Source organism: Actinosynnema sp. NPDC023587 (assembly GCF_040640215.1).
Lineage (GTDB): Bacteria > Actinomycetota > Actinomycetes > Mycobacteriales > Pseudonocardiaceae > Actinosynnema.
The window spans coordinates 573238-599961 of sequence record NZ_JBFABG010000002.1; the positions used below are offsets into that span (position 1 = coordinate 573238).

Genomic DNA, 26724 nt, shown 5'->3' on the forward strand with positions numbered 1-26724 from the left:
TCTCTTACGGATCGCGTATACCTGTCCAGGGAAACCGGTCAAGATCTACGGATAATTTCACGGCAAACTGTGGTCAAGTTCAGTACAACTAATCGGTAGATCACCTAGCCCCGACCCGAGAGGCCCCGATGTCCACCTCGGCCCGGCTGCTGCTCCCCGTGGGCAACCAGCTCAGCAGGCTCCTGCACACCCCGCCACTGCTGCTGGACACGACGTTGGACCAGCTCAGGACGTTGATCGCGGTGCACGAGACGCGCTCGGCACTGCGCGCCGCGCGGGTGCTCGGCCGTGAGCAGTCGAGCGTCCAGAAGCAGGTCGACACGCTGAACCGCAACTTCAAGGCGCTCTGCGGGGAGCCCCTGGTCGTCAAGCAGGGACGGGGAAAAGACGTCCTCGTCACCCCGACCGGGGAAGCGTTGGTGCAATTGGCGAAGGAGACGCTGGGCGACTGGCTGGATTCGATTCACGAGTGCCGGCGCAAGCTCGGCACCACGCTCACCGTGGGCACCACGCGGTTCATGCTGGACTCGCTCGCGAAGGCGTGGCACCACGTGGCGGACGACTTCCGCCGGCGCGACGTCGAGCTGAAGGTGGTGCACATCCGGACGAAGGACATCTGGCACAAGCTGGAGAGCAAGGAGGTCGACATCGTCTGCGGATCGGTGGTGACCCCGGCGGGCGGCGGGTCGGACTTCGTCGACTTCGACGTGATCGAGTGGCGGCGCGGCGGGTTGGCGCTGCTCACGAACCTGCCCGAGCACCGGTTGGGGGCCAGCGTCGGCACCGGGGAGTTGCCGAAGCTGCCGCTGGTCGTGCCGGGCGACGGGTTGATCGCGGAGTTCCTGCGCGGCTGGTTCGGGCCGGACTACCGCAACGAGCTGGACATCGCGGCGGAGATCGACGAGATCCAGTACGGGATGTCGCTGCTGCGGTCGGGGCTGGTCGAGGGCTGCATGATCGTCACCTCCGGCCTGGGCGTGGTGGCGGCGAACAACGAGCTGCGCGAGGGGTCGGGACTGCGCGTGGTGGAGCTGAAGAACGACCGCAAACCGGTGCTGGAGCGGCTGGTGGGGGTGTTCGCGCGCAAGGAGGAGCGGGCCAAGTTCCCGGCCGACCACCCGCTGAACCTGCTGTGGGCGGCCTTCCAGCGCGAGGTCTCCGACTGAGCCGTCCCCCGCCGTCGGGATTTCACCCGGATGCCGGGGCCACCCGGTGCGCCCCCGGGCCCGCCCGCACGGGCGGACGGGCCCGGCGCGGCCTAGCTCTCGCGCTGCCGCTGAGCCTGCCGCACCAGCCACTGCAAGCCGGTGAGCTGCGGGGCGACCTCCGTCTGGTCGCGTTCCACCCGGTCCTCCTCCGGTTGCGGCTGAGGCGAAGGCACCCGGTCTTCGAGGTCGTTCATGGCGCGGCTCCCTACCTTGGTCGACAGCGAGTGCCGTCGATCGGAGCACTGTCCCGGCCCGACCCGCCAGCCCGATCAACCCAACGGGTGACAGGCCACAGCTCTACCGCGATCCCTGGTAAGTGGGCGCGGCCGGGGCCAGCTCGGCATCCCCACGACGCTCGTCGACCGGCGCACCACCTGGACCGAGGGCAGGGCCGCTCAGTCCCGGATCTCCATCGTGCAGCACTTCGGGCCGCCACCCGACTTGCGGAGTTCGGAGATGTCCACGAAGACCGGCTCGAAGCCCCGGCGGGCGATCTGGTCGGCCAGGTCGGTGGCCTCCACCGGGAGGATCACGTTCCGGCCGTCGGAGACGGCGTTGAGGCCCAGGTGCGCGGCGTCCTCGGCGGTCGCGATGACGGCGTCCGGGAACAGCCGGCGCAGGACCTTGCGGGAGCCCGGGGAGAACGCCTCCGGGTAGTACGCGACCAGGTCGTCCGCCAGCACGAACAGGGCCACGTCGAGGTGGTAGTACCTCGGGTCGACGAGCTGGAGCGAGATCACCGGGACGCCCAGGACCTCCTGCGCCTCCGAGTGCGCCAGGGGGTCGGTGCGGAAGCCCGTGCCGGCCAGCAGGTACCGACCGGTCCAGGTGAAGTCGCCCTCGGCTTCGTTCGTGCGCTCCGGCATCACCACGGACCGGTAGCCGTTCGCCAGGAACCACCGGCGGAAGTGGTCGGCTTCCGGGACGCGCTGGGCGGCGCGGAACCGCGAACCGAGAACCTGGCCGTCGACGACGGTGCCCGAGTTGGCCGCGAAGACCATGTCCGGCAGGCCCGGGACGGGCTCGATCAGGTCCACGCGGTGGCCCAGGCGCTCGTAGGCGTCCTTCAGCGCGGTCCACTGCTCGACCGCCAGCTCCGTGCTGATCGGTTTCGTCGGGTCCATCCACGGGTTGATGGCGTACTCCACCGTGAAGTACTCCGGCGGGCACATGAGGTACCGGCGGGTGGTCGGCACGCGCACCGGGCGGGCGGGGGTGGTGACGCCCAGCACGATCGGCTCATCGCCGGGGCCGAGGAGGGAAACCGAGGTCATGGATCGAAGGGTAAATTGCCTTCAGACCATCGAACAACGCCGCAGACTTGCGTTTGTTGGTGCAGAATGTTGCGTGTGGACTCGATCGACCAGCGAATCATTTCGTGCCTGATGGCCAACGCCCGCTCCAGCTACGCCGACATCGGCAAGGAGGTCGGTCTCTCGGCCCCGGCGGTGAAGCGCCGGGTGGACAAGCTGCTGGACACCGGCGTGCTGCGCGGCTTCACCGCCGTCGTGGACCCTGAGCAGCTCGGATGGGGCACGGAGGCCTTCGTGGAGGTGCACTGCCGGGGCAACGTGGCACCCCACGACATCCGGCAGCGGCTGGAGCCGATGGCCGAGGTGATGGCCGCCTACACGGTGTCCGGAGCGGCCGACGCGATCGTCCACCTCCGCGCGGCCAACATCCACCACCTGGAGACCGCCCTGGAGCGCCTGCGCGCCGTCGAGATCATCGACCGGACGGTCTCGACGGTCGTGCTCTCCCGCCTGCTCGACCGACCGCCGACCCCGTGACGCCCGCGCCCTAGAGTCGCGCCCATGTCCGAGGTGCTGCTGGAGCGTTCCGACCGGGTCGGTGTGATCACCGTGCACGACCCGGAGCGGCGCAACGCGTTGACGCTCGACCTGTCCGACCAGCTCGTCGCGGCCGTCAAGACCTGCGAGCGGGATGCCGACGTCCACGCCGTGGTGGTCACGGGTGCTCCCCCGGCGTTCTGCGCGGGTGCGGATCTGACGGCGCTGGGCGCGGCCCGGGAAGAGGGGCTGCGGCGCATCTACGCCGGGTTCCTCGCGGTGGCGGACTGCGCCCTGCCGACGATCGCGGCCGTCGGCGGCGCGGCGGTGGGTGCGGGGCTGAACCTCGCGCTGGCCTGCGACGTCCGGCTGGCCGGGCCGAAGGCGCGGTTCGACGCGCGCTTCCTCCAGCTCGGCATCCACCCCGGCGGCGGGATGACGTGGATGCTGCACCGCCTGGTCGGCCCGCAGACGGCGACGGCGATGACGTTGTTCGGGCAGGTCCTGGACGCCGACGCGGCGGTCCGGCTGGGCCTGGCCTGGGACCGGGTGGACGGCGGGCACGACGAGCTGGTGGCCTCGGCCGTCGAGTTGGCCGGGGCTTCGGCCGAAGGCCCGCGCGACCTGGTCCGCACCATCAAGTCCACGATGCGGACGACGGCGACCCTGGACGCCCACGCGGACGCCGTGGACACCGAGCTCACACCGCAGGTCGCCTCGATCGCCACGCCGGAGTTCGCGGCCAAGCTGGCCGCGATGAAAGCCCGGATCAGCGGGCGTCCGTGAACCCGGGCAGCACCACCAAATACTCGTAACTTCGGGTAACAGTTACTACCGGGTACCGCCAAAAATGCGGAGTTTTCCGCCTGGTCGGCCCTTGTCACACCAGGTGGGACGAACTGTCCCGCAGAGTGGTACAGGAGAAACCGGCCCGTGCGTGGGCACGACTACCCTCGCGGTGGGGAGGGGCGACTTGCCCTGAGGCGTGCGTGCGAAGAGAGGGATCGGCGTAGGACATGACTACCGACGTTGGTAATGGCACCGCGCCAGGTGGTGGCAACGCCAAGAACACAGGCACGGTCCACAAACTCGACCGCGTGGTGATCCGGTTCGCCGGCGACTCCGGCGACGGGATGCAGCTCACGGGCGACCGGTTCACCTCCGAAGCCGCCGCGTTCGGCAACGACCTCGCGACGCAGCCGAACTTCCCGGCCGAGATCCGGGCACCCCAGGGGACGCTGCCCGGGGTCTCCAGCTTCCAGCTCCACTTCGCCGACTACGACATCCTCACGCCCGGCGACCGCCCCGACGTGCTCGTGGCGATGAACCCGGCCGCGCTCAAGGCCAACATCGAGGACCTGCCCAAGGGCGGAATCCTCATCGTGAACACCGACGAGTTCAACAAGCGCAACCTGGTCAAAGTCGGCTACGCCGCCAACCCGCTGGAGGACGCCTCGCTGGAGGCGTACCAGGTGCACGAGGTGGCCATGGCCACGCTGACCATCGGCGCGCTGGAGAACACCGGCCTGGGCAAGAAGGACGCCGAGCGGTCCAAGAACATGTTCGCGCTGGGCCTGCTGTCCTGGATGTACCACCGGCCGACCGAGGGCACCGAGCGGTTCCTGCGCGAGAAGTTCGCCAAGAAGCCCGACATCGCCGAGGCGAACGTGCTGGCGTTCCGGGCGGGCTGGAACTACGGCGAGACCACCGAGTCGTTCGCGGTCACCTACGAGGTCGCGCCCGCCAAGCTCAACCGGGGCACCTACCGGCAGATCACCGGGAACACCGCGCTCGCCTACGGGCTCGTGGCCGCCGGGCAGCAGTCCGGGCTGCCGGTCGTGCTCGGCACGTACCCGATCACGCCCGCCTCCGACATCCTGCACGAGCTGTCCAAGCACAAGAACTTCGGCGTCACCACGCTCCAGGCCGAGGACGAGATCGCGGGCATCGGCGCGGCGCTGGGCGCGTCCTACGGCGGTGCGCTGGGCGTGACCTCCACGTCCGGTCCCGGTGTGGCGCTCAAGTCCGAGACCATCGGCCTCGCGGTGATGACCGAGCTGCCGCTGATCGTGGTCGACGTGCAGCGCGGCGGCCCGTCCACCGGTCTGCCGACCAAGACCGAGCAGGCCGACCTGCTCCAGGCGATGTACGGCCGCAACGGCGAGTCGCCGGTGCCGATCGTCGCGCCGCAATCCCCGGCGGACTGCTTCGACGCGGCCCTGGAGGCGGCGCGGATCGCGCTGGTCTACCGCACGCCGGTGCTGCTGCTCTCGGACGGCGCGATCGCGAACGGCTCCGAGCCGTGGCTCGTCCCGGAGGTCGACGAACTGCCGGACCTGACCGTGGAGTTCGCCACCGAGCCGAACGGCCCGAACGGCGAGTTCTGGCCGTACCTGCGGGACCCGGAGACGCTGGCCCGCCCGTGGGCGGTACCCGGCACGGCCGGCCTCCAGCACCGCATCGGCGGACTGGAGAAGGCCGACGGCAACGGCAACATCTCCTACGACCCGGTCAACCACGACCACATGGTGCGGCTGCGGCAGCGCAAGGTGGACGGCGTCGTGGTGCCCGACGTGGTGGTGGACGACCCGTCCGGCGAGGCCAGGGTGCTCGTCGTGGGCTGGGGCTCGTCCTACGGCCCGATCGGCGCGGCGGCCCGCCGCGTGCGCAAGCTGGGCCTGCCGGTCGCGCACGCCCACCTGCGCCACCTGAACCCGTTCCCCAAGAACCTCGGGGACGTGCTGGCCCGGTACGACAAGGTGGTCGTGCCCGAGATGAACCTCGGCCAGCTCGCGTTGTTGTTGCGAGCGAAGTACCTGGTGGACGCGATCAGCTACACCAAGGTGCAGGGCCTGCCCTTCAAGGCCGAGGAGCTCCAGGACGTGCTCGCCGATGTGATCAAGGGAGTGTCCGCGTGACGGCCATCGAATTGGGGCTGCCGAGCCTGGGGGGCCTGGTCGGCGTCCCCGTTGCCGACGAGCCGCAGAAGGCCAAGGACTACAAGTCGGACCAGGAGGTCCGCTGGTGTCCGGGCTGCGGCGACTACGTGGTGCTCAACGCCGTGCAGTCGTTCCTGCCGACGCTGGGCCTGAAGCGCGAGAACATCGTCTTCGTGTCCGGGATCGGGTGCTCGTCCCGGTTCCCCTACTACATGAACACCTACGGGATGCACTCGATCCACGGGCGGGCACCGGCCATCGCGACCGGTCTCGCCGTGGCCCGACCCGACCTGTCGGTGTGGGTGGTCACCGGTGACGGCGACGCGCTGTCCATCGGCGGCAACCACCTGATCCACACGTTGCGGCGCAACGTGAACCTCAAGATCCTGCTGTTCAACAACCGGATCTACGGCCTGACCAAGGGCCAGTACTCGCCCACCTCCGAGGAGGGCAAGGTCACCAAGTCCACCCCGCTGGGCTCGCTGGACCACCCCTTCAACCCGGTGTCGCTGGCGCTGGGTGCCGAGGCGACGTTCGTCGGGCGCGCGGTGGACTCGGACCGGGCGGGGCTGACCGAGGTGCTGCGGCAGGCCGCCGAGCACCGGGGTTCGGCGCTGGTCGAGATCTACCAGAACTGCCCGATCTTCAACGACGGCGCGTTCGACGTGCTCAAGGACGCGGACGAGGCGGCGCGGCGGATCATCACCGTCGTGCACGGGCAGCCGATCACGTTCGGCGGCGGCGAGTACGCCGTGGTGCGGGACGGGTTCGGCCTGGCCGTCGCGAAGACGTCGGAGGTGGCGGCGGCGGACGTCGTGGTGCACGACGCGAACGACCTGAACCTGGCGTTCGCGCTGTCCCGGCTGTCGACGCAGGACCTCCAGCACACCGTGACCGGGGTCATCCGCAACGTCGCGCGGACCACGTACGACGACGGGGCGCGGGCGCAGGTCGAGGCCGCCAAGGCGGCGAAGGCACCGGACCTGGCCGGGCTGCTGCGCGGCAAGGACACCTGGACCGTGGTCTAGAACGGGCCCCGGGGGTGGTCGCCCCCGGTTCGCGGCAGACACGGAAGGGCCCCTGTTCCGCCTCCCGGAACAGGGGCCCTTCGCGTTCCCTCCCCAGGGAGCTTCTGGTGCGCCGGGAGGACTATCCCACGCGCCGCTTGAGGTCGGGGTGAAACGATCCGGTCCGGTCCGGCGAGGACCGGACCGGTCACGGTGCCGGGCGGAACCCCGCCTTCTCGGCGTCGGACGTGGTGCGGAACCAGACGTCGGCGCGGGTCTCGCGGAAGTTCACGGCCTCGCCGGTGTAGTAGCGGCGACCGGTGAGCGTCGCCTTGACGTGGAAGTCCGGCGCGGGTGCCATGCCGTCGGACTTCGGCAGCACCGAGCCGGGACCGAACGGCGACCTCGGGTTGAAGCCCTCGGGCTGCTGGTACCGGGTGGTGGGCCCGCCGGTCGGACGACCGCCCGTGCTGGGGCTGAACCCGACCGGGCGCGGGCGGACCGGGCGGGCCGGTGGCGGGCTAGCGGGCTGCGGCGACAGCGGCGCGGGCGATGTCGTGCGCGGGCTGTTCGCCGAGCGGGTGGGGCGCTGCGGCAGGCCGCCGTTGCCCGACGCGAGCAGTTCGGGGGCGAGCGTGGGTACGAACGGCTGGTCGTTGCCGGGTGTCGCGGGACGCGGCGGGACCGGCGGCGGCTCCTCGTCGGCGTCCTCGGGGGTCAGGAGCGGCTCGAACAGGGAGCGGGGACGGCCGGGCTCGCGGGGTTCCGGTGCCTTGGCCGGCTTCGGCGCGGGACGGGGCTGCGCCGAGCGGGGCTGCGCCGGAGGGGACTGCGCGGGGCGCTCGGCGGGCGCGGGTTCGACGTCCACGTGCGGCGGGGTGAACATCGACACCGGCTCGACGGGCTCGACCGGCTTCGCAGGCGCTTCACGCACGGGCACGGGCTCGGACTCGGGCTCGGGTTCGGTGAACAGCGAGTTGGCGACGGGTGCCGGTCGCGGGTCCTCGGCCACCGGTTCGACGGCGTCCGGCTCGGGATCACCCGCGAAGGGCTCGCTGGTGAAGGGATCGAAGGGGGACGGGTCGGGTTCGCCGCCGAAGGGCTCGAAGATGGTGGGCGCGGGGCGGTGGGTGGGAAAGGGCGTAGAGGGAAAAGGCGCGGAGGGAAAAGGCGCGGCGCGAGAAGGCTGGACCACCACGGGCTCGTCGCGGGGCGGCTCGGCGCGGGCGGGCTCGGCGCTGGACGGCTCGGTGGGAGCCGGCTCAACGGCGGGCTCGGCGGCGACCGGCTCGACGTAGGTGGGCTTGAAGTGGGCGGGCTCGGGGAGCTCGGGCACGGCGTGCTCGGGCTCAGGGTGCTCGGACTCGGGACGCTCGGGCTCGGGGCGCGTGTGCGCCGCGTGCTCGGGCTGGGCGTGAGCGGGTGCTGCGGATTCGGGTGCTGCGGATTCGGGTGCCGAGGGTTCGGGGCGGGTGGCCGGTGGCTCGGGGTCCACCGACAGGTCCGCGCCGAACGGCGAGATGTACTCGGTGCGCGGCGAGAGGTGCTCGGCCTTGCGGCGCTCGGGCGCGGGTTCGGGCTTCGTGAACGCCGGTTCGGTGAAGGCGGGTTCGGTGCGGGCCGGTTCGGTGAAGGCCGGCTCGGTGCGGGGCGGCTCGGTGAAGGCCGGTCCGGCGTGGGGCGGGAGGTCGGCGCGGATCGCCGGGTACTCGCCGGTCAGGTCGTGGTCCGGCCAGAGCTGCGCGTGCTCCGAGCGCCACGCGGGCCGGGGGTCCTCGGTGTGCCGGGTGGTGCGCGGCTCGTCCGCCCACGTCCGCTCCGGCGCGTCCTCGGGGGCGTCCGACCGGGCGTCGGTCTCGCGGGCGTTCTCGGCGCGGACCCGGGCGAGTTCCGCGTGGAAGTCGTCGGCGCGGGCCTGCTCCTCGGCGCGCGCCTGGTCGGTGCGGGTCTGGTCCTCGGCGCGGGCCTGGTCGTCGTCGGCCTCGTCGTCGGGGTCGGCGCGGTGATCGGCGCGGGAACGGTCGTCGGCGCGGCCGTCGACCTCGGCGATGGCCTGGGCCAGCGCGGTCGCCGGGATGAGGGCGGTGGTCTCGGCCGGGCGCTCCGGCTCATCCTCCTCCTCGTGCGACGGGGACGTGCCGGGCTCGTCGGCGTCCTCGCCGTAGACCTCCGGCACCTCGGTGTCCCCGCGCCACACCTCGCGCGGTCGGTACGACTCGACCTCGGGCGGCGCGGTCGGCTCGTCCGACGCGGCGGCGGGCTCGGCCACCGGGACGACCGGCGGCAGGAAGCGGGTCTCCTCGTCCGGGCGCTCGGACTCCTGGCCGGGCCGGTGCGCGGGCTCCGCGCCGTTCGCCGAAACGTCCTTCGCGCCGTCTTCCGGGGAGAGCCGCTCGAACAGGCTGCGCGGGCGCTGCTCGTCGTCCGGCTCGGCGCGGTGCTCGACGCGCTGGTCGTCACGGTGCTCGACGCGGTGCTCGTCGCGCTGGTCGAGCTTGAGGTTCGTCACGTCGTGGCGGGGCGGCTCGTCGTGCGCCGGGGCGTCGACCAGGGAGCGCGGAGCCTCCGACCAGTCGTCGAACTCCTGGCGCACGGGCGCGGCCACCGGTGCCGGGCGGGGGGAGGTGAGCAGGCGCTCTTCGAGCTCCTCCAGCTCCTTCTTCACCGGGCGGACCAGGACCAGCCAGGTCAGCGCGACGCCTGCCACGAACGACAGCAGGCTCCACAGCCAGACCTGTCCGAACAGCGATCCCACGGGAGACCCTCCCACTGCGATGTCCTGTCACGCTCCGACACGCTCCGCAGCCGGTTCACCCGGTAGTGGAGCGGCTGCAAAACTACCCTGCCTCCCGACCGGACGCGCTCTACCGCCCGGACATCGGCCCTGGTGCGAATAGTAGGCCACCTGGACCAACTGACCAGGAAAAACGGCGGCGTAGAGTGACCCACGTGCCGCCGTTGACGAACTCTTCCGCCGTCGTGGCGGAAACCAACGACAGCAGGCGGGGCGTCGCCTTCGGCATCGGGGCCTACGTCATCTGGGGCATCGTCCCCGCTTACTGGCCGCTGCTGGCCCCGGCCGGCGCGGTCGAGATCCTGGCCCACCGGATCGCCTGGTCGCTGGTGCTGATGGCGCTGATCACAGCGGTCCTGGGGCGCTGGGCCGGGCTGCGCCGGCTGTCGGTCAAGGGCTGGGCGATGGTGACCGCCGCGTCGGTGCTGATCGCGGTCAACTGGGGCGTCTACATCTACTCGGTGAACTCCGGGCACGTGGTCGAGGCCGCCCTCGGGTACTTCATCAACCCGCTGGTCAGCGTCCTGCTCGGGGTCGTGGTGCTGCGGGAACGGCTGCGCCGCGCGCAGTTCGCGGCCATCGCCGTCGCGCTGGCCGCGGTGGTCGTGCTCGCCGTCGACTACGGCCGGCTGCCGTGGATCTCGCTGGTCCTGGCCTGTTCGTTCGGCCTCTACGGGCTGCTGAAGAAGACCGTGCCGCTCGACGCCACGGCCAGCCTCACCGCGGAGAGCGTCGTGCTGGCCCCGATCGCGGTCGGCTACCTGGTGTGGCTGGGCCCGGCGGGCACGTTCCACGACCACGGCGCGGGCCACGCGCTGATCCTGGTGTCCGCCGGCGTGGTCACGGCCGTCCCGCTGATGCTGTTCGGCGCGGGCGCGCGGCGGGTGCCGCTCGCCACCATGGGGATGCTCCAGTACCTCGCGCCGATCCTCCAGTTCTCCTGGGGCGTGTTCGTCATGCACGAGCCGATGCCGCCGTCGCGGTGGTTCGGGTTCGCCCTGGTCTGGGTGGCGCTGGTGGTCTTCACCGTCGACGCCCTGCGGTCCCGCCGCAAGTCGCGGCTGCTCGCGCCGGTCGAGTAGGCCGGCCGGGCGACGACGGAGCCGCCCCGGGATCAGCCGACGCGGGTCGGTGCGAGCGGGTCAGTGCGAGCGGGTCACGACGTACTCGCTGACCGACTCCAGCGCGTCCCGGGCGGTCCCGGGCGGCAGGTCGACCAGCGTGGCACGGGCCCGCGCCGCGTAGTCCTCCAGCGTCCGCCGGGCGCGCTCCAGGCCGGCCGAGGAGCGCAGCAGCTCCAGCGCCTCGTCCACCTCGGCGTCGTCGGTCAGCGGCTGCGCCAGCAGCTTCGCCAGCCGCGAGTCCGGCTCGTCGTGCAGCGCGTACAGCATCGGCAGCGTCTTCACGCCCTCGCGCAGGTCCGTGCCGGGCGTCTTGCCCGACTCGGAGGACGGGCTGGCGATGTCGATCACGTCGTCGGAGATCTGGAACGCCGCGCCGATGACGGCCCCGTACGCGCGCAGCGCCTCCACCTGCACCGGCGTGATGTCGGAGAACATCGCGCCGAACCGGGCGGCGGTGGCGATCAGCGAACCGGTCTTCTCGGCGATCGTGGTCAGGTAGTGCGCGATCGGGTCCTCGCCCCCGCGCGGACCCATGGTCTCCCGCATCTGGCCGGTGACCAGCTCGGAGAACGTCTCGGCGATGATCCGCGCGGCGCGCGTGCCCAGGTCCGCGACCAGGGCGGAGGCGTGCGCGAACAGGTAGTCGCCGGTCAGGATGGCGATGCTGTTGTCCCACTTCGCGTTGGCCGACTCCGCGCCGCGGCGCATGGTGGCCTCGTCCATCACGTCGTCGTGGTACAGCGTCGCCAGGTGGGTGAGCTCCACCACGGCCGCGGCCTTGATGACGCTGTCCCGGTCCCAGGTGGAACCCAACTGCGCGGACAGGATGGTGAACAGCGGCCGGATGCGCTTCCCGCCCGCGTCCACCAGGTGCAGGGAGGTCTCCATCACCGGGTGGAACTCGCTCTGCACGACTTTGTGCAGCAGCTCCTCCACCTCGGCCAGCCCGGCCTGCACCACCTCCGCGAGCACGGGGTCCGCAAACCGGATCCCCGTCCCCGCCTGCTCGCTACTGGTCACGCCTGAAGCCTACGTACCGCTAGAACACGAACCCGCCGGCACCCGCCCAATCGAGGGCGAAAGCCGGCCAGAGGCCCAGCACCAGGGTGATCCCCGCGCCCATGGTGATGGCGACGGTGGTGAACGCGCCGGGCACGCTCACCGTGGGGCCGTCCGGCGCGGGCTCGCTGAAGTACATCAGCACGATGACCCGCAGGTAGAAGAACGCGGCCACCGCGGACGCGATCAGGGCGATCACCACCAGCGGTGCCATGCCGCTCTTCAGCGCCGCCGCGAACACCACGAACTTGCCGATGAACCCGCTGGTCAGCGGGATGCCCGCGAGGGCGAGCAGCAGGAACGTGAACACCGCGGCGGTGATCGGCGAGCGCTTCGCCAGCCCGGCCCACTGGGACAGGTGGGTGGCCTCGCCGTCGGCGTTGCGGACCAGCGACACGACGCCGAACGCGGCGATCGTGGTGAAGCCGTAGGCCATCAGGTAGAACATCGTGCCCGACAGGCCGTCCTCGGTCAGCGTGATCGAGCCGACCAGCAGGAAGCCCGCGTGCGCCACCGACGAGTAGGCGATCATCCGCTTGACGTCGGTCTGCGTGAGGCCGAGCACCGCGCCGATGACCATGGACGCGATCGCCACGCCCCACAGCACGCCGTTCCACTCCCAACTGGAGTTCTCGAACGCCACGAACAGCACCCGCAGGATGCCGCCGAACGCGGCGACCTTCGTGCAGGCCGCCATGAACGCGGTGACCGGGGTCGGCGCGCCCTGGTAGACGTCCGGGGTCCACGCGTGGAACGGGCCGACCGACGCCTTGAACAGCAGGCCGACCACGAGCAGGCCGAAGCCCGCGTAGAGCAGCGTGTCGGAGCGGTCGGTGCCGGACGTCGCGGTGGCGATGTCGGCGAGCTTCACCGAGCCGGCGTAGCCGTACAGCAGGGCCACGCCGTACAGGAAGAACGCCGACGCGAACGCGCCGAGCAGGAAGTACTTGACCGCGGCCTCCTGCGAGAGCAGGCGACGGCGGCGGGCCAGGCCGCACATCAGGTACAGCGGCAGCGAGAGCACTTCCAGCGCGATGAACATGGTGAGCAGGTCGTTCGACGCGACGAAGACCAGCATGCCGCCGAGCGCGAACAGCGTCAGCGGGAACACCTCGGTCTGCATCCCGAACCTGCCCGCCTGGGCGCGGTCCTGGACGGTGCCGGGCCGGATGGCGGCGTCCGCGACGAACGCGCCGCCGGGCTCCACCGAGCGGTCCGCGATGAGCAGCACCGCGCCGAAGCCGAGCACCAGCAGCGTGCCCCACAGGAAGATCACCGGTGGGTCGACCGCGATGGCACCGGCCAGCGTGACCTTGCCCTGCTCGGGCGTGTCCTCCGCGCTGCCGTACCAGGCGAGCGCGCCACCGGCGGCGACGAGCGCCGCCAGGGTCAGCACGACCTGGGCGGACCAGCGCTGGGCCTTGGGCAGGAACGCTTCGACCAGCACGCTCAAGCAGGCCGCGCCGAGCACGATCAGGATCGGCGCGACCGCCAGGTAGTCGATCTCGGGTGCCTGGAGCCGCTGGGTCTGAACGAGGAACGTCTCCACGTCACTTGCCTTCCTGCGTGACCGGGTCCGCGACCCCGACCTCGCTGAGCGTCGCCCCGACGGACGGGGTGATCACGTCCAACACCGGCTGCGGGTAGAACCCGAGCACCAGGATCAGCGCGACCAGCGGCGCGAGCACCGCCAGTTCCCGCTTGTCCAGGTCCTTCACCGGGGCGCGCTCCGGGTCGACCGTCGCGCCGGGCCCACCGGTCGCGCCGATCAGCGCCGTGCCGCGCACCGGACCCTGGAACACCCGCTGGTACAGCCAGAGGATGTACAGCGCGGCCAGCACCATGCCGAGCGCGGCCAGGATCGTGTAGACGGGCTGGTTCGGGTAGGAGCCGACCAGCACCAGGAACTCGCTGACGAACGAGTTGGTGCCGGGCAGCGCCAGCGACGACAGCCCGGCCACGAAGAACAGGCCGCCGAGCACCGGCGTCAGCTTCGCCATGCCGCCGTAGTCCTCGATCAGGCGCGACCCGCCGCGGGCCATCACCATGCCGACGACCAGGAACAGCATGCCGGTGGAGATGCCGTGGTTGACCATGTAGAGCACCGCGCCCGCGCCGGCCTGCGAGCTGAACGCGAAGATGCCCAGCGCGATGAAGCCGAAGTGGGCGATGGAGGTGTAGGCCACGAACCGCTTGAGGTCGGACTGGCCGACCGCGAGCAGCGAGCCGTACAGGATGCCCGCCACGGCCAGCGCCAGCACCAGCGGTGCGAGCTCCCGGCTGGCCAGCGGGAACATCGGCAGGCAGTAGCGCAGGAAGCCGAACGTGCCGATCTTGTCCAGGATGCCGACCAGCAGCACGCCCGCGCCGACCGGCGCTTCGGCACCGGCGTCGGGCAGCCAGGTGTGCAGCGGCACCAGCGGGGCCTTGATCGCGAACGCGACGAAGAACCCGAGGAACAGCCAGATCTGGTGGGACAGCGGCAGTTCGCGGGTGACCGTGACCAGCGTCGCCCAGTCGAACGTGCCGGAGCCGAGCTTGTCCTCGGCGGCCACGTACACGCCGATCACCGACGCGAGCATGATCAGGCCGCCGAGCAGCGAGTAGAGGAAGAACTTCATCGCCGCGTACTGCCGGTTCGGGCCGCCGAAGCGACCGATCAGGAAGTACATCGGGACCAGCACGGCCTCGAAGAACACGTAGAACAGGAACACGTCGGTGGCCGCGAACACGCCGACCATGCCGGTCTCCATGACCAGCAGCAGCGCGAAGAACCCGCCCGCGCTGCGGCCCTCGGGCAGCTTGTCCGCCCACGAGCCGCCGATGACGACCGGCACCAGGAACGCGATCAGCGCGATCATCACCAGCGCGATGCCGTCCACGCCGAACGACAGGTGCACGCCGAACGACGGGATCCAGTCCGCCGAGCTGGTCAACTGGAGCCGCTCGGTCGACGAGGTGTCGTAGCCGACCCAGGCGACCACCGCGAGCGCCAGCTCGACCAGCGAGACGGCCAGCGCGACCGTCTTCGCCAGCCGGTCGTTGCCCCGCAGGAAGGCCACCACCACGCCGCCCACCAGGGGCAGCAGGAGCAGCGCGATCAACGTCCAGCTCACGAGAACCTCACCATCAGCAGCGCGCCCAGGACGAAGATCGCACCCAGGAGCATGGAGAGCGCGTAGGAGCGCACGAACCCGGTCTGCAACCTGCGCAGCCGGCCCGAGCTACCGCCGAGCAGCGCGGCGGACCCGTTGACCAGGCCGTCCACGCCCTTGTTGTCCACGAAGACCAGCGCGCGGGTGAGCCAGGTGCCCGGCCGCGCGAACAACGTCTCGTTGAGCGCGTTGCCGTAGAGGTCGGCGCGCGCCGCGCGGACCGGGAACGACACCCGCTGCGGCCGGGTCACCGGCTGCGGCCGGCGGCCGAACAGCAGCCACGCCACCAGCACGCCCAGCGCGGACAGGCCGAGCACCAGCAGGTTCACCACGGTGTGGTCCAGCACGCCGTGCTGCTCCCGGAGCTCGCCCAACGACGGGGTGAGCCAGCCGGCCAGGTTGTCGCCGGAGGCGAAGAACGCGCCCGCGCCGACCGAGCCGATCGCCAGCACGACCATCGGCACCGTCATGGACAGCGGCGACTCGTGCGGGTGGTAGTCGCGGCCGCCGCCGGACTTGAGGTCGGTCCAGCGCGGCTTGCCCAGGAACACCAGGAAGAGCAGGCGGGTCATGTAGAACGCGGTGAGGCCCGCGCCCAGCGCCGCCACGCCGCCGAACAGCCAGCCGCGCCAGCCCGGCTCGCTGAACGCCGCCGCGATGATGGCGTCCTTGGAGAAGTAGCCGGACAGGAACGGGAAGCCGATCAGCGCGAGGTAGCCCAGCGTCCAGGTGACGAAGGTGACCGGCATCTTGCGCCACAGGCCGCCCATCCGGCGGATGTCGCCCTCGTCGTTCATGCCGTGCATGACCGAACCGGCACCGAGGAACAGCCCGGCCTTGAAGAAGCCGTGGGTGAGCAGGTGCATGATGCCCAGCGCGTAGCCGACCGGGCCGAGGCCGACCGCCAGGATCATGTAGCCGATCTGGGAGACCGTCGAGTACGCCAGGACCTTCTTGAAGTCGTCGTAGGCGCAGCCGATGACGCAGCCGATGACCAGCGTGAACGCGCCGATGCACATCACCACCAGCCGGCCGTCGCCCGACAGGTTGTAGATCGGGTTGGACCGGGCGATCAGGTAGACGCCGGCGGTGACCATGGTCGCCGCGTGGATCAGGGCGGACACCGGGGTCGGGCCGGCCATCGCGTCCGGGAGCCAGGCCTGGAGCGGGAACTGGCCGGACTTGCCGCACGCGCCGAGCAGGAGCAGCAGCGTCACCGCGGTCACCTCGGCCGGCGACAGCTCGCCGACCCGCGCGAACACCTCGGTGTACTGGGTGGTGCCGAGCTCCTTGAACAGGATGAAGATCGCGATCGCCAGACCCAGGTCGCCGACCCGGTTCATCAGGAACGCCTTCTTCGCCGCCGACGCGGCCTCCGGCTTGTGCTGATACCAGCCGATCAGCAGGTACGAGGCGAGACCGACGCCCTCCCAGCCGAAGTACAGGGTCACGAAACCGTTGCCCAGCACCAGCAGGAGCATCGCGGCGACGAACAGGTTCAGGTAGGCGAAGAACTTCCGCCGCCCGGCCTCGTGCGCCAGGTAGCCGATCGAGTAGATGTGGATCAGCGCGCCGACACCGGTGATCAGCAGGACGAACGTCAGCGACAGCGGGTCGAGTCGCAAGGCGAACTCGACGGTGAGCGCGTTGACCGACACCCAGTCGAACAGGTGCAGCTCACTGGTCCGCTCACCGGTCCGCGCGACCGTGTCCAAGAACAGCGCCACGCCGTAGCCGAACGCGGCGACGACCGTCGCGGTGCCCAGCAGGTGGCCCCACTTGTCGGTGCGCTTGCCACCGATCAGCAGCACCGCCGCGCCGAACGCGGGCAACGCCAACAACAACCAGGCGAGACCGCCGATCCCGCTGGCGGCAACAGGTTCCGTCACCGGTGACCTCTCAGTACTTCAGCAGGTTGGAATCGTCGACCGAGGCCGAGCGACGCGTCTTGAAGATCGCCATGATGATCGTCAGGCCCACCACGACTTCGGCGGCGGCCACGACCATCACGAAGAACGCCATGACCTGGCCGTCGAGCGCCCCGTTGATCCGGGCGAACGTGACCAGGCTCAGGTTCACCGCGTTGAGCATCAGCTCGACGCACATGAACACGACGATGGCGTTGCGCCGCACCAGCACGCCCACCGCGCCGAGGCTGAACAGCAACGCGGACAGCAGCAGGTAGTAGGTGGGGGTCACGACTGCACTCCCTCGATCGCACGGGCGTTCGCCGACCCGGGACCCGGCGTGGCGGCGCGGGACCGGCGGACCCCGGCGGACCGGGCCGTCCCGGTGGACCGCGCGGTCACGACTGGTCCCCCTTGAGGGCGCGCGCGTCGGCCTCGTGGCCGGTGCCCGCGACCTCGCCGACGTCGCCGTCCAAGGTCTCCTTGGCGGTGGTCTCGATCAGCGCCGACAGCGACTCGGAGGCGACCGAGCCGTCCGGCAGCAGGGCGGGCGTGGCCACCGAGTTGGCGGTGGCGAACACGCCGGGGCCGGGCAGCGAGCCCGGCCGGTCGCCGCGGAAGCGCTCCTCGACCAGCTCGCGCTGGGTCTTCTTGCGGTCCTTGCCCACGTTCTGGGTGAAGGCCAGCACCATCGCGCCGACCGCCGCGGTGATCAGCAGCGCCGAGGTGAGCTCGAACGCGAACAGGTAGTCGGTGAACAGGGCCTCGCCGATGTTCGCGACGTTGCCGCCGTTCTCGGTGTTCTGCCGGGCCAGGCCGACCGGCTGCACGTCGGTCAGCGCGCGGGCCAGCGAGCCCACCACGAGGCAGGCGAAGCCGACGCCGAGCACGCTCGCCGCGAGCCGCTGGCCGCGCAGCACCTCGACCACCGAGTCCGAGCTGTCCCGGCCGACCAGCATCAGCACGAACAGGAACAGCATCATGATCGCGCCGGTGTAGACGATGATCTGCACGAAGCCGAGGAACGGGGCCTGCTGCACCATGTACAGCACGCCCAGGCTGAGCATCGAGAGCACCAGCCACAGCGCCGAGTGCACGGCGTTGCGGGCGAACAGCATGCCCAGCGCGCCGGCCAGGGCGAGCGGGCCGAGGACCCAGAACGCGACCGCTTCGCCCGTGGTGACGACGTCGACCACGCGCGCGGCGTCCTCGGGCTGGAGCAACAGCGTCATCGCCCGGCCTCCCGCGCCTGCTGCTCGGCGGCCAGCCGGGGACCGTCGACGTAGTAGTCCTGCTCGTTCTCGCCCAGCCGCATCGGGTGCGGCGGCTGCTCCATGCCGGGCAGCAGCGGCGCGAGCAGGTCCTCCTTGGTGAAGATCAGCTTCTGCCGGTTGTCGTCGGCGAGCTCGTACTCGTTCGTCATGGTCAGCGAACGGGTCGGGCACGCCTCGATGCACAGGCCGCAGCCGATGCAGCGCAGGTAGTTGATCTGGTAGTCCGCGCCGAACCGCTCACCGGGCGAGTAGCGCTCCTCGTCGGTGTTGTCGCCACCCTCGACGAAGATCGCGTCCGCCGGGCAGGCCCACGCGCACAGCTCGCAGCCGACGCACTTCTCCAGCCCGTCCGGGTGCCGGTTGAGCTGGTGCCGCCCGTGGAACCGGGGTGCGGTGACCTTCTTGACCTCGGGGTACTCCTCGGTGACGACCTTCTTGAACATCGTCCCGAAGGTGACCCCGAAACCCTTGACGGGATCAAACATCCCCATCGCCGGCCTCCTTAGCTGACACACTCGCTGCCGCGGGCGCGGTTGTCCGATCGCCGACCGCGCCGGCGGCCGGTAGCTGCGCCACCGGAACCTGCCGGCGCGGTGGCGACTTGGGCACTTGCAGGTCGAGCGGCGGCACCGGGAACCCGCCGCCGGTGACCGGCACGGCGTTCGGGTCGCGCTGCTCCCGCTGGTCCGGCAGCAGGAACGCGACCAGCACGATCACCGCCAGGACGACGCCGAAGACGGCGAGCAGCACGCCGGTGCTCAACCGGTCGGCCTCGCGCTCCAGGTTGAAGTAGCGGGTGAACGCGACGGCGACGAACCAGAACAGCGCGATCGGGACCAGGAACTTCCAGCCCAGCCGCATGAACTGGTCGTAGCGCAGGCGGGGCAGCGTGCCGCGCAGCCAGATGAACAGGAACAGGAAGCCCAGGGTCTTGATCACGAACCAGATCAGCCCGAGCCAGCCGTTGGAGTTGAGCACGTGGTCCGGCCCGACGAACGGGAACTGCCAGCCGCCCAGGAACAGCGTGGTGGCCAGCGCCGACACGGTCACCATGTTCACGTACTCGGCGAGGAAGAACAGCGCGAACTTCAGCGAGCTGTACTCCGTGTGGAACCCGCCGACCAGCTCCGACTCGGCCTCGGGGAGGTCGAACGGGGCGCGGTTGGTCTCGCCGACCATGGAGATGACGTAGATGACGAAGCTGACCGGCAGCAGGATCGCGTTCCACGCGGGCAGCGCGCCCCAGGCGATCGTGCCGGACTGGCTGCTCACGATGTCCGCGGTGGACAGCGAGTGCGAGCTCATCACGACCGCGACGATCGACAGGCCCATCGCGATCTCGTAGGAGATCACCTGCGCGGCCGACCGCAGCGCGCCGAGCAGCGGGTACGGCGAGCCGGAGGCCCAGCCGGAGAGCACGATGCCGTAGACGCCGAGCGACGAGCAGGCCAGCACGACGAGCACGCCCACCGGCAGGTCGACCAGTTGGAGCGCGGTCTCCTCGCCGAAGATCGTGACCTTGCCGCCCAGCGGGATCACCGAGAACGCGACGAACGCCGGGATGCAGGAGATCACCGGGGCGAGGAAGAACACCCACTTGTCCGCGAGGACGGGGCGGATGTCCTCCTTGAACGCGAGCTTGAGGCCGTCGGCGAGCGACTGGAGCCAGCCGTTGGGCCCGACCCGGTTGGGACCGGGCCGCTGCTGCATCCGGGCGACGACCTTGCGCTCCCAGTTGATCATGAACAGGGTCATCACGACGAGGAACCCGAAGATCCCCACGACCTTGATCAGGACCAGCCAGACGGGGTCGTCGGCGAGGAGTTGTCCCGCGTTCATGCCTTGCCTCCCTGCGCGTTCGCCACGGCCACCACGGAACCGTGGCCGGCGGCCAGGTTGCGCCGCACGGTGACCGCGCCGGAGTTGCCGGGCAGCCACACCACGCCGTCGGGCAGGTCCGCCGCCTCGACGGGCAGCGACACCTCGCCGCGATCGGTCGACACGGTGATCAGGCCGCCGAGCTCGACGCCGAGCTGCCGGGCGGTGGCCTCGGACAGCTTCGCGACCACCGGCCGCGCGGTGCCCGCCAGGTTCGGTTCGCCGTCCTGCCCGGAACCGTTGTCCAGCAGCCGCCGCCAGGTCGCGAGCACGGCCTGGCCGGGCCTGGGCTGGGGCAGCAGCGGCGCGGGCACGGACGGCGCGGCGGCGGTGAGCGTGCCTCGGCCGAGCCGGGCGAAGTCCGCCGCGGCGGCGGCCGGGGTCTGCGTGAACAGGTCGGCGTCCATCTCGACGGCCAGCGTGTCCAGCACCCGGCCGTCCGGCAGCGCGCCGGTGCCCTCCAGGGTCAGCGGGAACGGGCGGTGCCGCCCCTCCCAGTTGAGGTAGCTGCCCGCCTTCTCCACCGCCGGGGCGACCGGCAGCACCACGTCGGCGTACGCGGTGACCGCGCTGTGCCGCAGCTCCAGGCTGACCACGAAACCCGTCGCGGCCAGCGCGCGCTCGGCCAGCGCCGGGTCCGGCAGGTCGAACGGGTCGACCCCGCCGACCACCAGCGCGTCCAGCTCGCCGCTCGCGGCGGCGTGCAGGATGCCCGCGGTGTCGCGGCCGGCCCGCGCGGGCAGCGCGCCCACCGCCAGGCCCCAGACCCGCTCGACCTCGGCGCGCGCGGCGGCGTCGGACACCAGCCGGCCGCCGGGCAGCAGCGTGGGCAGCAGACCGGCTTCCAGCGCGCCCCGCTCACCGGCCCGGCGCGGAATCCACGCGACCTTCGCCCCGGTCCGGTCCGCCAGCGCGACGACCGCCGAGAACAGGCCCGGCACCTCGGCGGCGCGCTCGCCGACCAGGATCACCGAGCCCGGCTTGGCCAGCTCGTCCACCACGTCGGCGGCGTGCTCGGGCAGCGCGTTCAGCGCCGCCGGCTCACCGCCGGGCACGCACGCGAGCAGCGTGCCGTAGGTCTTCTCCACCGCCGGCGAGGTGAACTGGCCCAGGTGGAAGACCTTGGTCCGCTTCGCGCGGGCCGCCTTGCGCAGCCGCAGGAAGACGATCGGCGCTTCCTCCTCGGGCTCGAACGCCACCAGCAGCGCGGCGGGTGCGGCCTCGATGCCCCGGAACGTCACGCCGTCGGCGGGCGTCGTGCCCAGCACCGACGAGGTGAGGAAGTCCAGCTCCTCCGCCGAGTGCGGGCGGGCGCGGAAGTCGACGTCGTTGGTGCGCAACGCGATCCGGGCGAACTTCGAGTACGCGTAGGCGTCCTCGACGGTCAGCCGGCCACCGGCCAGCACCGCCGCGCCCCTGCCGTCCCGCGCCCTCGCCAACCCGGCCGCCGCGACCTGCAACGCCTCGGTCCACGACGACTCGCGCAGCTCGCCGGACCCCGCGTCGCGCACCAGCGGCCGGGTGATCCGGTCGTCGGCGGTGGCGTAGCGGAAGGCGAACCTGCCCTTGTCGCAGATCCACTCCTCGTTGACCTCGGGGTCGTCGCCGGCGAGCTTGCGCTGCACCTTGCCGCGCCGCCAGTCGGTGCGCTCCGCGCAGCCCGACGAGCAGTGCTCGCACACGCTCGGCGTGGACACCAGGTCGAACGGGCGCGCCCGGAACCGGTACGCGGCGGACGTCAGCGCGCCCACCGGGCAGATCTGGATGGTGTTGCCGGAGAAGTACGACTGGAAGGGCTTGTCCTGCGCCACACCGATCTGCTGCTGCGAACCGCGCTCCAGCAACTCGATGAACGGGTCGCCCGCGATCTGCGCGGAGAACCGGGTGCAGCGCTGGCACAGCACGCACCGCTCGCGGTCCAGCAGCACCTGGGTGCTGATCGCGATCGGCTTCGGGAAGGTCCGCTTGTGCTCGTGGAACCGGGAGTCGGCGCGGCCGTGCTTGAGCGCCTGGTTCTGCAACGGGCACTCGCCGCCCTTGTCGCAGACCGGGCAGTCCAGCGGGTGGTTGATGAGCAGCAGCTCCATCACGCCCTGCTGCGCCTTGTCCGCGACCGGCGAGGTGAGCTGGGTCTTGACCACCATGCCGTCGGCGACGGTCATCGTGCAGGAGGCCTGCGGCTTCGGCATCGGCCGGCCGCCCATCTCCACCTCGACCAGGCACTGCCGGCACGCGCCCGCCGGGTCCAGCAGCGGGTGGTCGCAGAACCGGGGCACGACGATGCCGAGCCGCTCGGCGGTGCGGATCAGCAGCTCGCCCTTGGGCGCGACGACCTCCAGGCCGTCGATCACCAGCTTGACGTGGCCCTCGGGCACGGCCGGCCCGGTGCCCGTCGGGGTGGTCTTGTCAGGCGCGATCGTCATGCGCTTGCTCCTGCCAGGGCTGCGGCTCCGCTGTGCTGGGACGCGTTCCGGTCGCACAGCGCGAGGAACTCGTCCTTGAAGTACTTGATGCCGCTGGTGATGGGGCTGACCGCGCCGTCGCCGAGGGCGCAGAACGAGCGGCCCAGGATGTTGTCGCAGATGTCCAGCAGCGTCTCGATGTCGGCGGCCGTGCCCTCGTGGCGGTTCATCCGCTGGAGGATCTGGACCAGCCAGTAGGTGCCCTCGCGGCACGGCGTGCACTTGCCGCACGACTCGTGCTTGTAGAACTCGGTCCACTTCATGACCGCCCACGGCACGGACACCGTCTCGTTGAAGATCTGGAGCGCGGTGGTGCCCAGCATCGACCCGGCCTCGGCCGCGCCCTCGAAGTCCAGCGGGACGTCCAGGTGCTCGGCGGTGAACAGCGGGGTGGACGAGCCGCCCGGCGTCCAGAACTTCAGCGGGACGCCGTCCTTCATGCCGCCCGCCATGTCCAGCAGCTCGCGCAGCGTCACGCCCATCGGGGCCTCGTACTGGCCGGGCCGCTCGACGTGGCCGGACAGCGAGTAGATCTTCGGGCCCGGCGACCGCTCGCGGCCCATGGTGCGGAACCAGTCCGCGCCGCCGTTCACGATGTAGGGAACCGACGCGATGGTCTCCACGTTGTTCACCACGGTGGGCGAGGCGTAGAGGCCGGCGGTCGCGGGGAAGGGCGGCTTGAGCCGGGGCTGGCCGCGCTTGCCCTCCAGCGAGTCCAGGAGGGCGGTCTCCTCGCCGCAGATGTACGCGCCCGCGCCCGCGTGGACGACGAGGTCGAGGTCGAACCCGGAGCCGAGGATGTCCTTGCCCAGGTAGCCCGCCTCGTACGCCTCGCGCACGGCCGCGTTCAGCCGGCGGATGCAGTGCAGCACCTCACCGCGCACGTAGATCGCGGCGAAGTTCGCCCGGATCGCGTACGAGGTGATGATGATGCCCTCGACCAGCGAGTGCGGGTCCGCCATCATCAGCGGGATGTCCTTGCAGGTGCCCGGCTCGCCCTCGTCGGCGTTGATCACCAGGTAGTGCGGCTTGCCGTCGCCCTGCGGGATGAAGCCCCACTTCAGGCCGGTCGGGAAGCCCGCGCCGCCGCGACCGCGCAGCCCGGAGTCCTTGCACTGCTGGATGAGCTGGTCCGGGTGGGCGGTCAGCGCCTTGCGCAGCGCCGTGTACCCCTCCAACTGCTCGTAGGTCTTCAGCGTCCACGAGCGCGGCGACAGCCAGCGCTTGGTGAGGACAGGAGTCAGGTTGTCGACCATCGGTGCCTCCCCCTACTTCTTTTCCGGCAGGGCGGGGAACTCGGCGTTCTCCGGCATCGCCGGCGCGGTCCAGCCGCGATCGGCGGCCAGCGCCGCACCGCGCACCGTCTCGGGCGCGGCGGACGGGCCGTCCAGGTCCGCGTCCCGACCCTCGAAGAAACCCGCCAACTGGAGCTCGGCCTGGCGGAAGTCGGTCAGCGGCGCGCCGCGCGTCGGGTCCGGCTTCACCCCGGCCCGCAACGACTTCACCAGCTCCAGCGCCTTCTCCGGGGTCTGGTTGTCGTAGAACTCGTAGTTCACCTGGAGCACGGGGCCCAGGTCGCAGGCCGCCAGGCACTCGGCGTGCTCCAGCGTGATCGAGCCGGGCGCGCCCGGCTCGCCCGCGGTCTCCTCGTGGCCCAGCGGCCTGCCCCCGGTGCCCAGGTGCTCGCGCAGCTCCGCGTAGATGGCGTCACCGCCCAGCGCGGCGCACAGCGTGTTCGTGCAGACGCTCACCAGGTGCTCGCCGCACGGGCGGCGCTTGTACATGGTGTAGAACGTCGCGACGGCGCTGACCTCGGCGAGGGACAGGTCGAGCTGGCCCGCGCAGAACGCGATGCCCTCCTGGCTGACGTACCCCTCCACCGACTGCACCAGGTGCAGCATCGGCAGCAGCGCCGAGCGGGCCTGCGGGTACCGCCCGATCAGGTTCCGCGCGCGGGCCACCGTGTCGTCGCCGAACACGTCGACGCCCGCCTGGTCCGGGGTTTCCTGGGTCTGCGTCATCGGTCACAACCACCCATCACCGGGTCGATAGAGGCCACCGAGGCGATGACGTCGGCGACCATGCCGCCCTCGCACATCGCGGGCATCGACTGGAGGTTCACGAAGCTGGGTTCGCGCACGTGCACGCGCATCGGCCGGGTACCGCCGTCGGACACCACGTGGTAGCCCAGCTCGCCGCGCGGCGACTCGATCGGCACGTACACCTGGCCGGGCGGCACCGCGAAGCCCTCGGTCACCAGCTTGAAGTGGTGGATGAGGGACTCCATGGACTGGCCCATGATCTTGCGGACGTGCTCCAGCGAGTTGCCCATGCCGTCCGCGCCGATGGTGAGCTGCGCGGGCCACGCGATCTTGGCGTCCGCCACCATGACCGGGCCCGGCTCCAGCCGGTCCACCGCCTGCTTCACGATCTTCAGCGACTGGTGGATCTCCTCGACCCGCAGCCGGTAGCGGGCGAACGAGTCCGCCTCGTTCGCCGTGGGCACGTCGAACGTGTAGTTCTCGTAGCCCGAGTACGGCTCGATCTTGCGCAGGTCCCAGGCCAGGCCGGCGGAGCGCAGGATCGGACCGGTGATGCCGAGCGCGAGGCAGGCGTCCACCGGCAGGTAGCCGACGCCCTCCAACCGGTTGCGCCAGATCGGCTGGCCGGTGAGCAGCTTGTCGTAGTCCGGCAGCCGCGAGTCCATCACCTTGATGAAGTCCCGGATGCGCTGCGGCGCGTCGACCGGGAGGTCCTGCGACAGGCCGCCGGGCCGGATGAACGCGTGGTTCATCCGCAGACCGGTCAGGAACTCCAGCAGGTGCAGGACTTCTTCGCGCTCGCGGAAGCCCGCCGTCATGCCGGTCAGCGCGCCGAGCTCCATGCCGCCCGTCGCCAGGGCGACCAGGTGCGAGCTGATCCGGTTGAGCTCCATCAGCAGGACGCGGATCGTCTGCGCGCGCTCCGGGACCGTGACGCCCAGCAGCTTCTCCACCGCGAGGCAGTACGCCGCCTCGTTGTGCAGCGGGGCCAGGTAGTCCATGCGCGTCACGAACGTGACGCCCTGGGTCCAGTTGCGGTACTCCAGGTTCTTCTCGATCCCGGTGTGCAGGTAGCCGATGACGCTGCGGGCCTGGGTGACGGTCTCGCCCTCCAGCTCCAGCACCAGGCGCAGCACGCCGTGCGTCGAGGGGTGCTGCGGGCCCAGGTTCATGATGATGCGCTCGTCGCCGGCCGCTTCGGCCAGCACCTCGTCCCAGTCGCCGCCGGTCACCGTGTAGACGGTGCCCTCGGTGGTCTGCCGGGAGCTCGCGTACGGGTCGGCCGCCCCGGGGGCGCTGTCCGGGCCGGTGGTGCTGTCCCGGCCCACCTCGGAGGTGTCGGTGCCGGTCGTGACGTCGGAAAGACGTTCGGTCATGAGTAGGACCGCCTCTGGTCTGGCGGGGGGATCTCCGCGCCCTTGTACTCCACCGGGATGCCGCCGAGCGGGTAGTCCTTGCGCTGCGGGTGCCCGTCCCAGTCGTCCGGCATGAGGATGCGGGTCAGGCCGGGGTGGCCGTCGTAGACGATCCCGAACATGTCCCAGGTCTCGCGCTCCTGCCAGTCCGCGGTCGGGTACACCGACACCACGCTGGGGATGTGCGCGTCCTCGACCTCGACCGCGACCTCCAGGCGGATGCGCCGGCGGTAGGTCATCGAGGTGAGGTGGTAGACCGAGTGCAGCCGCTGCGGCGCGGCCTCGCCGTAGTCCACACCGGACACCGAGCTGCACAGCTCGAAGCGCAGCGCGGGGTCGTCGCGCAGCACCCGGGCCACGTCCACCAGGTGCTCGCGGCGCAGGAAGAACGTGATCTCGCCGCGGTCCACGGTGATCTGCTGGACGGTATCGGCCGGCAGGCCCTTCTCGTGCAGCGCGCCCAGCAGCTCGTCGGCGACCTCGTCGAACCAGCCGCCGAAGGGGCGTTCGCTGGGCGCGGCCACGTGCGCGGGCAGCCGCAGGCCGCCGAAGCCCGACGTGTCGCCGGAGCCGGCCACGCCGAACATGCCCAGGCGCGCCTTGCCGGCGGTCACCCCGCCGTGCGCCTGGTGCTCCTCGTGCTCGGCCTCGCTCATGCTCGCGGAGCTCA

The 26724-nt window shown here is 71.1% G+C and carries 22 protein-coding genes; 6 read left to right on the top strand and 16 right to left on the bottom strand.

The window, feature by feature from the left end; translation table 11 throughout:
- Positions 1 to 128: 128 nt before the first annotated feature.
- A complete protein-coding gene (locus AB0G01_RS07810; RefSeq protein ID WP_360940843.1) occupies positions 129 to 1166 on the top strand; it encodes a LysR family transcriptional regulator in 1038 nt (345 codons plus the stop codon).
- Positions 1167 to 1258: 92 nt separating this feature from the next.
- Here the strand turns inward: AB0G01_RS07810 and AB0G01_RS07815 are convergent, their stop codons facing one another.
- Both AB0G01_RS07815 and ddaH read right to left on the bottom strand, forming a co-directional pair.
- Entirely contained in the window at positions 1259 to 1402 is a 144-nt protein-coding gene (locus tag AB0G01_RS07815; RefSeq protein WP_360940845.1) for a hypothetical protein, read from the bottom strand.
- A gap of 201 nt (positions 1403 to 1603) precedes the next feature.
- Positions 1604 to 2482: a dimethylargininase gene (ddaH, locus tag AB0G01_RS07820; protein WP_360940847.1), complete on the bottom strand. Its 879-nt coding sequence runs from the start codon at positions 2480 to 2482 to the stop codon at positions 1604 to 1606.
- 75 nt (positions 2483 to 2557) lie between these two features.
- On the opposite strand from ddaH, the gene AB0G01_RS07825 reads away from it, so the two are divergent.
- From AB0G01_RS07825 to AB0G01_RS07840, 4 genes are all read left to right on the top strand, one after another.
- Complete coding sequence (locus AB0G01_RS07825; RefSeq protein ID WP_360940849.1) at positions 2558 to 2998, top strand: Lrp/AsnC family transcriptional regulator; 441 nt, start codon at positions 2558 to 2560, stop codon at positions 2996 to 2998.
- Positions 2999 to 3022: 24 nt separating this feature from the next.
- Positions 3023 to 3784 carry an enoyl-CoA hydratase gene (locus tag AB0G01_RS07830; RefSeq protein ID WP_360940851.1) on the top strand — a complete coding sequence of 254 codons (762 nt, stop codon included), beginning with the start codon at positions 3023 to 3025 and terminating at the stop codon, positions 3782 to 3784.
- 230 nt (positions 3785 to 4014) lie between these two features.
- The gene (locus AB0G01_RS07835) at positions 4015 to 5916 is read left to right on the top strand and encodes a 2-oxoacid:acceptor oxidoreductase subunit alpha (protein WP_360940853.1); all 1902 of its coding nucleotides are present in this window, start codon (positions 4015 to 4017) and stop codon (positions 5914 to 5916) included.
- Positions 5913 to 6965, top strand: a complete 1053-nt coding sequence (locus AB0G01_RS07840; RefSeq protein ID WP_360940855.1) for a 2-oxoacid:ferredoxin oxidoreductase subunit beta — start codon at positions 5913 to 5915, stop codon at positions 6963 to 6965. Before AB0G01_RS07835 ends, AB0G01_RS07840 begins: the two co-directional genes overlap by 4 nt.
- A gap of 187 nt (positions 6966 to 7152) precedes the next feature.
- Here AB0G01_RS07840 and AB0G01_RS07845 read toward each other — a convergent pair whose 3' ends face one another.
- A complete protein-coding gene (locus tag AB0G01_RS07845; protein WP_360940857.1) occupies positions 7153 to 9699 on the bottom strand; it encodes a hypothetical protein in 2547 nt (848 codons plus the stop codon).
- Positions 9700 to 9893: 194 nt separating this feature from the next.
- On the opposite strand from AB0G01_RS07845, the gene rarD reads away from it, so the two are divergent.
- Positions 9894 to 10820: an EamA family transporter RarD gene (gene rarD / locus AB0G01_RS07850; protein WP_360940859.1), complete on the top strand. Its 927-nt coding sequence runs from the start codon at positions 9894 to 9896 to the stop codon at positions 10818 to 10820.
- 60 nt (positions 10821 to 10880) lie between these two features.
- On the opposite strand, the gene AB0G01_RS07855 is transcribed toward rarD, so the two are convergent.
- The 13 genes from AB0G01_RS07855 to AB0G01_RS07915 all read right to left on the bottom strand — a co-directional run bounded on the left by AB0G01_RS07855 (position 10881) and on the right by AB0G01_RS07915 (position 26710).
- Complete coding sequence (locus AB0G01_RS07855; protein WP_360940861.1) at positions 10881 to 11882, bottom strand: polyprenyl synthetase family protein; 1002 nt, start codon at positions 11880 to 11882, stop codon at positions 10881 to 10883.
- 19 nt (positions 11883 to 11901) lie between these two features.
- Entirely contained in the window at positions 11902 to 13470 is a 1569-nt protein-coding gene (gene nuoN / locus AB0G01_RS07860; protein WP_360940863.1) for an NADH-quinone oxidoreductase subunit NuoN, read from the bottom strand.
- A 1-nt stretch (position 13471) separates the two neighbouring features.
- Positions 13472 to 15037 carry an NADH-quinone oxidoreductase subunit M gene (locus tag AB0G01_RS07865; RefSeq protein ID WP_360940865.1) on the bottom strand — a complete coding sequence of 522 codons (1566 nt, stop codon included), beginning with the start codon at positions 15035 to 15037 and terminating at the stop codon, positions 13472 to 13474.
- Positions 15034 to 16938 carry an NADH-quinone oxidoreductase subunit L gene (nuoL, locus tag AB0G01_RS07870; protein WP_360941280.1) on the bottom strand — a complete coding sequence of 635 codons (1905 nt, stop codon included), beginning with the start codon at positions 16936 to 16938 and terminating at the stop codon, positions 15034 to 15036. The genes AB0G01_RS07865 and nuoL overlap by 4 nt, the downstream gene beginning before the upstream one ends.
- Before the next feature lie 37 nt (positions 16939 to 16975).
- Positions 16976 to 17275, bottom strand: coding sequence for an NADH-quinone oxidoreductase subunit NuoK (gene nuoK / locus AB0G01_RS07875; RefSeq protein WP_015105349.1), 300 nt, complete (start codon positions 17273 to 17275; stop codon positions 16976 to 16978).
- A gap of 106 nt (positions 17276 to 17381) precedes the next feature.
- Positions 17382 to 18215: an NADH-quinone oxidoreductase subunit J gene (locus tag AB0G01_RS07880; protein WP_360940867.1), complete on the bottom strand. Its 834-nt coding sequence runs from the start codon at positions 18213 to 18215 to the stop codon at positions 17382 to 17384.
- Entirely contained in the window at positions 18212 to 18748 is a 537-nt protein-coding gene (gene nuoI / locus AB0G01_RS07885; protein WP_360940869.1) for an NADH-quinone oxidoreductase subunit NuoI, read from the bottom strand. The genes AB0G01_RS07880 and nuoI overlap by 4 nt, the downstream gene beginning before the upstream one ends.
- A complete protein-coding gene (gene nuoH / locus AB0G01_RS07890) occupies positions 18735 to 20096 on the bottom strand; it encodes an NADH-quinone oxidoreductase subunit NuoH (RefSeq protein ID WP_360940871.1) in 1362 nt (453 codons plus the stop codon). Before nuoH ends, nuoI begins: the two co-directional genes overlap by 14 nt.
- Positions 20093 to 22558, bottom strand: a complete 2466-nt coding sequence (locus AB0G01_RS07895) for an NADH-quinone oxidoreductase subunit G (protein ID WP_360940873.1) — start codon at positions 22556 to 22558, stop codon at positions 20093 to 20095. The genes nuoH and AB0G01_RS07895 overlap by 4 nt, the downstream gene beginning before the upstream one ends.
- Positions 22555 to 23853, bottom strand: coding sequence for an NADH-quinone oxidoreductase subunit NuoF (gene nuoF / locus AB0G01_RS07900; protein WP_360940875.1), 1299 nt, complete (start codon positions 23851 to 23853; stop codon positions 22555 to 22557). Before nuoF ends, AB0G01_RS07895 begins: the two co-directional genes overlap by 4 nt.
- A 12-nt stretch (positions 23854 to 23865) precedes the next feature.
- Positions 23866 to 24618, bottom strand: a complete 753-nt coding sequence (nuoE, locus tag AB0G01_RS07905) for an NADH-quinone oxidoreductase subunit NuoE (RefSeq protein WP_360940877.1) — start codon at positions 24616 to 24618, stop codon at positions 23866 to 23868.
- On the bottom strand, positions 24615 to 26015 hold the full coding sequence (locus tag AB0G01_RS07910; RefSeq protein ID WP_360940879.1) for an NADH-quinone oxidoreductase subunit D: 1401 nt from the start codon (positions 26013 to 26015) through the stop codon (positions 24615 to 24617). The genes nuoE and AB0G01_RS07910 overlap by 4 nt, the downstream gene beginning before the upstream one ends.
- Positions 26012 to 26710, bottom strand: a complete 699-nt coding sequence (locus AB0G01_RS07915) for an NADH-quinone oxidoreductase subunit C (RefSeq protein ID WP_360941283.1) — start codon at positions 26708 to 26710, stop codon at positions 26012 to 26014. The genes AB0G01_RS07910 and AB0G01_RS07915 overlap by 4 nt, the downstream gene beginning before the upstream one ends.
- Positions 26711 to 26724 lie beyond the last annotated feature (14 nt).

What these genes read in the sequence shown, in the direction of transcription:
- AB0G01_RS07830 (WP_360940851.1), top strand. Translation starts at nt 3,023, where the DNA reads ATGTCCGAGGTGCTGCTGGAGCGTTCCGACCGGGTCGGTGTGATCACC.
- nuoH (WP_360940871.1), bottom strand. Translation starts at nt 20,096, where the DNA reads ATGAACGCGGGACAACTCCTCGCCGACGACCCCGTCTGGCTGGTCCTG.
- AB0G01_RS07815 (WP_360940845.1), bottom strand. Translation starts at nt 1,402, where the DNA reads ATGAACGACCTCGAAGACCGGGTGCCTTCGCCTCAGCCGCAACCGGAG.
- AB0G01_RS07915 (WP_360941283.1), bottom strand. Translation starts at nt 26,710, where the DNA reads ATGAGCGAGGCCGAGCACGAGGAGCACCAGGCGCACGGCGGGGTGACC.
- AB0G01_RS07895 (WP_360940873.1), bottom strand. Translation starts at nt 22,558, where the DNA reads ATGACGATCGCGCCTGACAAGACCACCCCGACGGGCACCGGGCCGGCC.
- AB0G01_RS07880 (WP_360940867.1), bottom strand. Translation starts at nt 18,215, where the DNA reads ATGACGCTGTTGCTCCAGCCCGAGGACGCCGCGCGCGTGGTCGACGTC.
- ddaH (WP_360940847.1), bottom strand. Translation starts at nt 2,482, where the DNA reads ATGACCTCGGTTTCCCTCCTCGGCCCCGGCGATGAGCCGATCGTGCTG.
- nuoE (WP_360940877.1), bottom strand. Translation starts at nt 24,618, where the DNA reads ATGACGCAGACCCAGGAAACCCCGGACCAGGCGGGCGTCGACGTGTTC.
- AB0G01_RS07835 (WP_360940853.1), top strand. Translation starts at nt 4,015, where the DNA reads ATGACTACCGACGTTGGTAATGGCACCGCGCCAGGTGGTGGCAACGCC.
- AB0G01_RS07910 (WP_360940879.1), bottom strand. Translation starts at nt 26,015, where the DNA reads ATGACCGAACGTCTTTCCGACGTCACGACCGGCACCGACACCTCCGAG.
- nuoI (WP_360940869.1), bottom strand. Translation starts at nt 18,748, where the DNA reads ATGGGGATGTTTGATCCCGTCAAGGGTTTCGGGGTCACCTTCGGGACG.
- nuoF (WP_360940875.1), bottom strand. Translation starts at nt 23,853, where the DNA reads ATGGTCGACAACCTGACTCCTGTCCTCACCAAGCGCTGGCTGTCGCCG.
- AB0G01_RS07810 (WP_360940843.1), top strand. Translation starts at nt 129, where the DNA reads ATGTCCACCTCGGCCCGGCTGCTGCTCCCCGTGGGCAACCAGCTCAGC.